Origin of the sequence: Kocuria rhizophila (genome assembly GCF_003667225.1) — a bacterium.
GTDB classification, from domain to species: domain Bacteria; phylum Actinomycetota; class Actinomycetes; order Actinomycetales; family Micrococcaceae; genus Kocuria; species Kocuria rhizophila.
In genome coordinates, this window is the sequence record NZ_RCOM01000098.1 from 1 (window position 1) to 7,533 (window position 7,533).

The following is a 7,533-nucleotide window of genomic DNA, read 5'->3' on the forward strand; positions in this document are numbered from 1 at the left end:
GTGTAGGAGGCCAGATCGGCCATCGCCGAGGCCGGAGCCGCATAGGAGGACCCGGAGGCGGCGGGGATCTCGGCGTAGGCCTGGGCCGGAGCGATGGAGCCCACCAGCGCTGCGCCGGCGGCGGCGACGACGGTGGTGGTACGCACGGCGCGCGAGGAGGTCTGGGCGCGGTGACGGGCAGTGTGCTGCTTGAAAAGCGACATGGTGGAGTTCCTCCCTTTGCCTACGAGGTGAGCTGTCGGATGCGGGTGGGAGACACCCGGCCGCAGAACGCACGCGCTCTGAGACTTAACCCCAAGGCCCCGGTACACCGGGACCGGTAATGGTTCCCCCGCTTCTGCCAAGCGATTTCTCTTCAGGAACCCCGAGCACCGGCAGAACTCGGCGATGTGCCACGAGGGCGCCGACAGGATCAGTGGTCGGCACGCACTGAAGAGTACAAGGAGATTACGAAACAATCACAATCCGATTCGGGAATGTATAGAGATCGTAAAGAAGTGGTCAAGGCTTGATGAAGACCTGAATTGTTGTCGGCTTTTTCCTGTTAATTTCCCGAGAAAGGCGGGGCGCTCTGCGCTTTGAGTGAGGTGGCTTGTTGGTGCGTGGACGCTGCGCGGGGAGTCGTCGCCCACACAGCGGTGGGGACAGGAGCCACTTCAAAAGGCGCGGCGGGTGGATCGAGAGCGAAGCCCGCGGCCATCCTGGGATATTTCGCGCTGCATCAAGCCCCGGAAATTTGGGCTCTGTCCATGCTCGCACTGACTGGCGGAACGTTAGCCAGCGTTGTGGTCGAGGAGATGCCCGACCAAGCCCACGAAGGCGACACCAGCGTGCCGGGACCGATCCTGCTCACCGGCGGAGTTGCGCTGTTCGCCGCGATCTCCGTCTACCTCGGTTCCTGAGAAGCCGTGCGCCCCGGCGTCCTCGTCTCGGGGCGCCGACGCGTGCCGACCGTGCTCAGTGGGCGCAGTTGGGACCGCATCCACCGCAGTGTGCACCGTCCTCGGCGGTGAGGACCGCAACGGGAGTGCAGCAGGCGTCTCCGCGCCAGGCCTCCAGCCCCTCCTTGACCGCCACGGCGGCGATCACCAGCGCAGCCAGCGGGTCGGCCCAGGACCAGCCCAGGGTGCTGTTGAGCACCAGGCCTACCAGCAGCACGGCGGAGAGGTAGGTGCACAGCAGGGTCTGCTTGGAATCGGCCACCGCAGAAGCAGAGCCCAGCTCCCGGCCGGTGCGGCGTTCGAACCAGGACAGGAACGGCATGATGAGCAGGCTCACCGCGGCCAGGGCGATCCCGACCGGGGAGTGTTCCGGCTCGGCGGCCCCGAGCAGGGCGCGGATCGCATCGACGGTGACGAAGGCAGCCAGGCCGAAGAAGGAGAACGCGATCACCCGCATCGCCACCTTTTCCCGTCGGTGCGGGTCCGGGGCGGCGAACTGCCACGCCACCGCCGCCGCGGAGAGGACCTCCACGATCGAGTCCAGGCCGAAGCCGATCAGCGCCGAGGAGGAGGCGATGGTGCCGGCGGTCAGGGCGATGACCGCCTCGAGCACGTTGTAGGTGATGGTGCCGGCCACGATCCAGCGCACCCTGCGGTGCAGCACCGCCCGGCGTGCATCGGCGATGGGCTTGGGGTCCAGGGTCAGGGAGGTCATGTGCAGGTGCATCCTTCCGGGGAGCAGCAGGTCGGGTCCACGGTGACCACCAGCTCCAGCAGGTCCCCCAGGGCAGCCCCGAGGCGGGGATCGGCCAGGGAGTACCAGGTGCTGCGCCCCTCGGCGGTGGAGGTCACCAGCCCGCACCCGCGCAGGCACCCCAGCTGGTTGGAGATCACCTGCTTGGACACCCCCAGGGCCTGAGCCAGTTCCGAGGGCCGGGCCGGGGCGTCTCGGAGGGACAGCAGGATCCGGGTCCGGGTCCCGTCCGAGAGAGCATGGCCCAACCGGGACAGGGCCGAAGTATGGGTGGGGGTCACCGCGGTCATCCCCCCTACGGTACAGGTTTCTGTGTACTGTTGAGGGGTGGCCTGCTGGCACTCCTCGGGCGCACCAGCGGGTCACCCGGGGCGTGCTGCGTTTGCCGGATCGAGGAGGACCGTGATGATGTCGGAAGTGGCCCCGGCTCTGGCGCTGGGCCTGTACCTGGCCGGCCTGGTGACCGCCTTCGGTGTGCGGTCGTGGATCCACCGGCGCCGCACCGGCTCCAGCGGCTTCCGCGGGGTGAGCGGGGCGCCCGGCTCGCCCGAGTGGTGGGGCGGGATCCTGTTCGCGGCCGCCCTGGTTCTCGGTGCGGCCGGGCCCGTCCTGGCCCTCACCGGCACCGTGGCCGCACCCCGGCTCCCGCAAGCACTGTCCTGGGCCGGGGCGGTCGTCACCGTGGTGGGTTTCCTCGGTGTACTAGCCGCCCAGGCCGGCATGGGCGCCTCCTGGCGGGTGGGTGTCGACGCCACCGAACGCACCGAGCTGGTCACCACCGGGGCTTTCGCCGTGGTCCGCAACCCGATTTTCACCGCGATGCTCACCACCCTGGCCGGCCTGACCCTCCTGGTGCCCACCGTGGTCACTGCAGCGGCGTGGCTGTGCTTGCTGGTGGCCGTGGAGCTGCAGGTCCGTCTCGTCGAAGAGCCCTACCTGCTGAGCACCCACCGACAGGCCTACGCCTCCTACGCCGCTCATGTCGGCCGGTTCATGCCCGGTCTCGGCCGACTCCGCCCCGCACCCCTGGGCGAGCTGACCCCCTGAACCCAGGACCCCACCACTGGCCGACAGTTCCCCCACCCCAGGAGACCAGCACCGTCCGGAGTTCCATGCCCCTGTGATCGGCTGTCGAGGCGCCCAGCCCCTCCTGCGCGCGCACGTTTGGGGGCATGACCAAGCCCTCGAGGCCGGGCCCCCATTCCCCGCGCCGGAAAGTTCGTATAGCTTAACTTTCTATGAGGACCGGGACCGGGCGCACCGGCTCAACAGGTGTTGCCGCCACTTCCCCAGGAGAGCGGTGGGTGCGCCGCCAACCGCTGCCCTGGTTGTTGGGTCCAGCCTTCGTGGCCGCGGTCGCCTACGTGGACCCGGGCAACGTCGCGGCGAACCTCACCGCCGGCGCCCAGTACGGGTACCTGTTGGTGTGAGTGCTGGTGGCCGCCAATGCCATGGCGGTACTCATCCAGTACCTCTCGGCGAAGGTCGGGCTGGTCACCGGATCGAGCCTGCCCGAGTTGCTGGGCGACCGATTGCCCCGGGGCTGGCGGCTGGCCTACTGGGTCCAGGCCGAGCTGGTGGCCGCGGCCACTGACCTGGCCGAGGTAATCGGCGGGGCGATCGCCCTGCACATCCTCTTCGGGATCCCGCTGCTGGCCGGGGGCGTGATCGTCGGGGTGATCTCGATGCTGCTGCTGGTCCTGCAGACCCGCCGGGGCCCTCGGTTTTTCGAGTTCGTCGTGACCGGCCTACTGGCGATCGTCACCGCCGGTTTCGTCACCGGCCTGTTCTTCGGCCCCGTGTCGTGGGACGAGGCCGTCGCCGGGATCGTCCCACGGTTCGAGGGCACCCCGACGGTCCTGCTGGCCGCGAGCATGCTCGGGGCCACGGTGATGCCCCACGCCATCTACGCCCACTCCGCCCTGGCGCGGGACCGCCACGGGCACTCGGTGCCCGCCGAGGCCCTGCCGCGGCTGCTGACCGCCACCCGGTGGGACGTGCTGCTGTCCCTGCTCGTGGCCGGGTCGGTGAACATCGCGATGCTGCTTTTGGCCGCGGGCAATCCCGCCGGGGGGCCCGGCACCGACAGCATCGAAGGAGCCCATGCGGCGATCACCGCCGCCCTGGGCCCGGCCGTCGGGGTCGCCTTCGGCATCGGGTTGCTGGCCTCCGGTCTGGCCTCGACCTCGGTGGGCTCCTACGCCGGATCAGCGATCATGGGCGGGTTGCTGCACGTGCGCATCCCGGTGTTCACCCGCCGGCTGATCACCCTGATCCCGGCCCTGGTCATCATCGCCGTCGGGGTGGACCCGACCTGGGCGCTGGTGCTGTCCCAGGTGCTGCTGAGCCTGGGCATCCCTTTCGCCCTGATCCCGTTGGTGCGACTGAGCAGCAACCGGGATCTGATGGGCGCCTTCGTGAACAAGGTGGCCTTGACTGTCGCCGCCTGGGTGGTCGTGGCCCTGATCGTGTCGTTGAATCTGGCGCTGATCATCCTGACCGCCACCGGGGCCGATTGAGTGGGCCCGGCAGCTCCGGCGCGGCACTCGGTAGCGTGGATCCCATGGACTTGAGTGAGATCACCCCGGTCGCCCAGGACTATCTCAAGGCGATCTGGTCGGCCACCGAAGGGGGCGCCCCGCCGATGGGGCTTGACCCTTGATCTTGGACACGCGGTATCCAGCACGATGCTGGGGAAGCGAGAATCCAAGGATGGCCAGGAAGAACTACACCGACGAGTTCCGTCGCCGGGCGGTGGACTTGTACGAGTCCACGCCGGGCGCGACGCTCAAGGGGATCGCGGCGGATCTGGGCGTGTCCCGGGGCTCGTTGAAGGAGTGGGTCGACAAGCTCGGCTCTAGGACCACGACCGCGGGGGCGCCCACGGCCGCGCCGGCCGGTCGGCCGGAGTCGCAGGCTGCGCGGATCGCCCGGCTGGAGGCCGAGAACGCGGCGCTGCGGACCGAGCAGGCCAAGCTCGCCGAGGAGCGGGACATCTTGCGCCAGGCGGCGAAGTATTTCGCCGGGGAGACGAACTGGTGAACCGCTTCCAGTTCGTTGAGGACCACAAGGACGCCTGGAGCGTGAAGCGGTTGTGCGAGGTCGTGGAGATCGCGAGGTCGTCGTTCTACGCATGGCTGGCCGCCGCGCCGCAACGGGCCGCGAGGGTGGCAGCGGACGCGGCGCTGGCGGCACGGATCCGGGCGCTGCAAGACCCGCAGCAGGGCGGGGACCGCGCATCCGGGGCGCCGCGGATCACCGCCGACCTCAACGAGGACGCGCCTGCCGACGAGCGGGTCAACCACAAGCGGGTGGCCCGCGTGATGCGTCAGCACGGCTTGGCCGGCATCCGCCTGCGCAAGCGCGTGAAGACTACGGTGCCGGACCAGTCCGACCGGAAGTTCCCCGACCTGGTCGGCCGAGACTTCACCGCTGGGGAGCCGGGCCGCCGCTACGTGGGCGACATCACTTACCTGCCCATCGCCGACGGCACGAATCTCTACCTCGCGTCCTGCATCGATCTGGGCTCGCGGAAGCTGGCAGGGTGGAGCATGGCCGGGCACATGCGCACCGAACTCGTCGAGGACGCGCTCAGGACCGCGCGGCGCGAGCGCGGCACTCTGCGCGGCGCGATCTTCCACTCGGACCACGGGTCGGTCTACACCTCGAAGTCGTACGCAACTCTCTGCGAGCGGCTCGGGGTGACCCAGTCGATGGGCGCGATCGGCTCGTCCGCGGACAACGCCTTGGCCGAATCGTTCAACGCGGCTCTCAAGCGCGAGCTGCTCGAGGGTCGCCCCGCGTTCCCCGACCAGGCCACGGCTTACCGGGCCGTGTTCCGGTGGGCGAACCGCTACAACACCCGCCGCCGCCACTCCGCGATCGGCAACATCGCCCCGAACGCCTACGAGACCGCTGCGTCCGCTATGAAGCGCCCTGGGTCTGATGGAGACTCGCGCTATTTGATTCCGACCAGGTGTTCGCGGTCGGCTTGGACAGCATAGAACGCGTTCTCGAACTCGGCGGGCGGGACGTCGCCGAGGTAGCTGTGGAGGCGCTGCGTGTTGTGCCAGTGCACCCAACCGAGGGTGGCGAGCTCGAGATTCTCGACCGTCTTCCACGGCCCGGACCGGGCCGGCCCGCGGACGAGCTCGGCCTTGTAGTACCCGTTCACCGTCTCGGCCAGGGCATTGTCATAGCTGTCACCGACGGTCCCGATCGACGGCGTCGCGCCGATCTCCGCGAGGCGTTCGCCGTAGCGAATGGACGTGAATTGACCGGGTTCAACCGGTGGTTGCAACACCGGCTTGTTGGAGCAACAGTAGCTGCTCGTTGAAGGCTTCGGCAGGGGTTCTCCAGCCGAGGGTCTTGCGGGGCCTTGTGTTGAGTGCGTGAGCGACGGCTTCAATCTCCTCTGCCGTCCAGCTCGACAGGTCAGTGCCCTTGGGGAAGTACTGGCGCAGTAGTCCGTTGGTGTTCTCGTTCGTGCCGCGTTGCCAGGGGGACTGCGGATCGGCGAAGAACACCGGGATGCCCGTCTCGACCGTGAACTGTGCGTGAGCGGACATCTCCTTGCCGCGATCCCAGGTCAACGACCTCGCCAGTTGGGCGGGCAGCGTCGACATCGTGCTCGCCAGCGCGTTCTTCATCGTGATCGCGCCATAGCCGGCCAGCGCGGGGCCGTTCTTGGGTGTTTCCTTGTGTCGGTATCCCTTCTCACGGGGGAGGTGGACCAGCATCGTGAACCTGGTCGTGCGGTCGACGACGGTGCCAATCGCTGAGCGCTCGAGCCCAATCAGCAGGTCACCCTCCCAATGGCCGGGAACAGCTCGGTCTCCGGCTTCTGCGGGACGTTCGCTGATCAGCGTTCCAGGAGTGACGTGCGCCCAAGTCTTGCGGCGTGACCGTTCCCGCGGCGCGCGCAGCGCCCGGCCCGTGCGCAGACACCAGACAAGCTCGCGTTTGAGCGCGCCGCGGCCCTGAATGTAGAGGGATTGGTAGATCGCCTCGTGACTGATGCGCATGGACTCATCATCGGGGAAGTCGACCTTGAGCCGGTTGCTGATCTGCTCCGGACTCCACGCCGTGGACCACCCGCGGTGCTTACGGTGGGGCTTGTTGATCCCCGTGAACCGTGGGGGCTCGGGACCGATTATCACCTTGCCATCAGGCGTGGCGATCTGCCCCGATAATCGGTCCTGGACGTAGGTATGCAACCGCACGTTCGTGACCAGCTTCGCCGCCTTCGGGCGTTTCGCGGCCATGTCGGCCTTCCACTGCGCAACCGACGCTCGATACCCGCGACTTCCGTAGCGGACGGCCGCATTCCGGCGCAGCTCACGGGAGATCGTCCCCGGGTTACGGCCTAGAGTTCGAGCGATCTCGCGCACGCCGCGTCCCTGAGCACGCAGGAATGCGATCTCCTCACGCTCAGCGAACGACAGGTAGCGTCCGGTTGGCGTGAACTTCAGATCGAATGGAGGCATGCCGCCAGCGTGGCGGAACCATCGCTGACCGACAGCTTGCGCCACGCCGACCACGGCAGCAGCCTCGATGGGCAATAGCCCCTTGGCGATCTCCGCCCAGAACGCCGCCTCGACATGCCGTTGGAACTTCGGATGCCCAGGGGACCGAAGCTTCGGTCGCTCCGCCCGATCTGCTGCCTGCTGACGACGAACCATCTGACACCTCCCGATCGAGGTGTTGCGACGACCAGTTGAATCCGCCTTGAGACCCCGCGTCGCTGTGACACCGCAGGTCCGCGTGGCGGTGACCTCTGGACCAGCGGGCCATCTCGATGGCGTCGAGGATCATCTCGGTGCGCATGTGCGACGCGAC

5 protein-coding genes, 4 pseudogenes and 1 riboswitch are annotated in these 7,533 nt (G+C 68.2%); of the genes and pseudogenes, 4 read left to right on the plus strand and 5 right to left on the minus strand.

Annotation, left to right across the window (positions count from 1 at the left end; all coding sequences use genetic code 11):
• A pseudogene (locus D9R02_RS10545) lies at nt 1–203 on the minus strand (C40 family peptidase); the annotation flags it as partial.
• A gap of 5 nt (nt 204–208) precedes the next feature.
• Nucleotides 209–362: riboswitch (cyclic di-AMP (ydaO/yuaA leader) on the minus strand.
• A gap of 387 nt (nt 363–749) precedes the next feature.
• Here D9R02_RS10545 and D9R02_RS12130 point away from each other — a divergent pair.
• Complete coding sequence (locus D9R02_RS12130; protein ID WP_156125410.1) at nt 750–902, plus strand: hypothetical protein; 153 nt, start codon at nt 750–752, stop codon at nt 900–902.
• Between the two features lie 55 nt (nt 903–957).
• Here D9R02_RS12130 and D9R02_RS10550 read toward each other — a convergent pair whose 3' ends face one another.
• Nucleotides 958–1,656, minus strand: a complete 699-nt coding sequence (locus D9R02_RS10550) for a cation efflux transmembrane domain-containing protein (RefSeq protein ID WP_019311262.1) — start codon at nt 1,654–1,656, stop codon at nt 958–960.
• Nucleotides 1,653–1,985 (minus strand): ArsR/SmtB family transcription factor, encoded by a 333-nt coding sequence (locus D9R02_RS10555; RefSeq protein WP_019311261.1) that lies wholly within the window; start codon nt 1,983–1,985, stop codon nt 1,653–1,655. Before D9R02_RS10555 ends, D9R02_RS10550 begins: the two co-directional genes overlap by 4 nt.
• Before the next feature lie 115 nt (nt 1,986–2,100).
• Here D9R02_RS10555 and D9R02_RS10560 point away from each other — a divergent pair, with 115 nt between their 5' ends.
• The 3 genes and pseudogenes from D9R02_RS10560 to D9R02_RS10575 form a co-directional block, all read left to right on the plus strand.
• On the plus strand, nt 2,101–2,742 hold the full coding sequence (locus D9R02_RS10560) for a methyltransferase family protein (protein WP_019311260.1): 642 nt from the start codon (nt 2,101–2,103) through the stop codon (nt 2,740–2,742).
• Between the two features lie 191 nt (nt 2,743–2,933).
• Nucleotides 2,934–4,214 (plus strand): annotated as a pseudogene (locus tag D9R02_RS10565) (Nramp family divalent metal transporter).
• Between the two features lie 193 nt (nt 4,215–4,407).
• Nucleotides 4,408–5,621 (plus strand): annotated as a pseudogene (locus D9R02_RS10575) (IS3 family transposase); the annotation flags it as partial.
• Nucleotides 5,622–5,653: 32 nt separating this feature from the next.
• Here D9R02_RS10575 and D9R02_RS10580 read toward each other — a convergent pair.
• Nucleotides 5,654–5,971, minus strand: a pseudogene (locus tag D9R02_RS10580) (integrase core domain-containing protein); the annotation flags it as partial.
• A 7-nt stretch (nt 5,972–5,978) separates the two neighbouring features.
• Nucleotides 5,979–7,376 carry an IS30 family transposase gene (locus D9R02_RS10585; protein ID WP_029603730.1) on the minus strand — a complete coding sequence of 466 codons (1,398 nt, stop codon included), beginning with the start codon at nt 7,374–7,376 and terminating at the stop codon, nt 5,979–5,981.
• Nucleotides 7,377–7,533 lie beyond the last annotated feature (157 nt).

What these genes read in the sequence shown, in the direction of transcription:
- D9R02_RS12130 (WP_156125410.1), top strand. Translation starts at nt 750, where the DNA reads ATGCTCGCACTGACTGGCGGAACGTTAGCCAGCGTTGTGGTCGAGGAG.
- D9R02_RS10555 (WP_019311261.1), bottom strand. Translation starts at nt 1,985, where the DNA reads ATGACCGCGGTGACCCCCACCCATACTTCGGCCCTGTCCCGGTTGGGC.
- D9R02_RS10560 (WP_019311260.1), top strand. Translation starts at nt 2,101, where the DNA reads ATGATGTCGGAAGTGGCCCCGGCTCTGGCGCTGGGCCTGTACCTGGCC.
- D9R02_RS10585 (WP_029603730.1), bottom strand. Translation starts at nt 7,376, where the DNA reads ATGGTTCGTCGTCAGCAGGCAGCAGATCGGGCGGAGCGACCGAAGCTT.
- D9R02_RS10550 (WP_019311262.1), bottom strand. Translation starts at nt 1,656, where the DNA reads ATGACCTCCCTGACCCTGGACCCCAAGCCCATCGCCGATGCACGCCGG.